Source organism: Veronia nyctiphanis, assembly GCF_004116385.1.
In the GTDB taxonomy this organism is placed as follows: Bacteria; Pseudomonadota; Gammaproteobacteria; order Enterobacterales; family Vibrionaceae; genus Veronia; species Veronia nyctiphanis.
Genome location: NZ_PEIB01000094.1, coordinates 1 through 1,328 on the forward strand (window position 1 = coordinate 1; position 1,328 = coordinate 1,328).

Annotated in this window: 1 protein-coding gene; it reads left to right on the forward strand. The window is 47.9% G+C overall.

The features are described 5' to 3' along the window. Positions 1 to 111: 111 nt before the first annotated feature. A complete protein-coding gene (locus CS022_RS24560) occupies positions 112 to 1,311 on the forward strand; it encodes an IS4 family transposase (RefSeq protein WP_129124478.1) in 1,200 nt (399 codons plus the stop codon). Positions 1,312 to 1,328 lie beyond the last annotated feature (17 nt).

Here is a 1,328-nt window from a genome sequence, read left to right on the forward strand (position 1 = left end):
TTCTAGCGAATCCCCTCAAAATCCCTTTTCTAAACAATGAGAAGGACGCGCACCGTACCTCTTGATCTAATGAATTTCGCCAAAAAAACATTCCAAACAAAGGAATTACCGATGCGCGATATTCAAATCCTACAAGAGACCTTAACCAATCACTGTCCCACTATTCATAAAAAACGGCTCCAATCTCTGTTACTTGCGACTGAGTCCGCACTTGGCGGTGCTGACCTCACTCTCACCAAGCTCGGTCGCTCCCTCAACACCTTCACAGCGGCTAAACATGCGATTAAACGGGTTGACCGTCTACTGGGAAACACCCGTCTACACCGTGAAAAAGAGGATATTTATAAATGGAATGCACGACTTATTGCCGGGGCGAACCCTTGCCCTGTGATTTTACTTGATTGGTCTGACGTGAGAGAGCAACTTCGTTTTATGACCCTACGAGCGTCCATTGCCCTCGATGGCCGGGCGGTTACTCTCTACGAACAAGCGTTTGAGTATGGACAATATAATTCACCGAAAACGCATCAGTACTTCCTTGATAAACTTCAGGAAATACTGCCCCCAAGTGCAACACCTATTATCATCTCTGACGCTGGGTTTCGAAATACATGGTTTCGTCAAGTGCAAAGTAAGGGCTGGTTTTGGCTGGGGCGTGTACGCGGTGATGTCTCGATAAAAATGCCCCAAAGCGATTGGCAATCCAACAAGACGCTTTATCCTGACGCCACAAGCAAGCCGCATTCACTCGGCCAATGCCAACTCGCTCGCCGTTCACCGCTGACCTGCAATGGCTATCTGGTAAAACAACAACCTAAAGGACGAAAAGCGCAGCGTCATTCACGAACGGGTCAGAAGCACACCGCTTCTCGACTTTTTGCCAAAAGTGCAAATGAGCCTTGGTTGCTTGTCACCAATATCCCAACGGAAACACTGAATGCGGTTCAAATATGTCGCTTGTACGCCAAAAGGATGCAAATAGAAGAAGCTTTCCGAGACCTGAAAAGTACAGCCTATGGATTGGCGTTGCGTCATAATCGGACTCGGTGTTCTAAACGGCTCAATATATTACTATTAATTGGGCTGCTCGCAGAGATCCTGATGTGGTGGAATGGTCTTGCTGCAACCCAAGCAAAATGGCAATACGACTTTCAAGCGAACACCATCAAACATCGTCGTGTCCTGTCGATACCTCGGTTAGGCCGTGAGGTGAGAAAGCGGCAAAGGTATGTCATCAGTGAGCAACAATATCGATGGGCTATGCGCGAATATCAACAGCTGACGCATTACTCTGGGCTTGGGAAATTATGAGGGGATCCCTCAGCGCC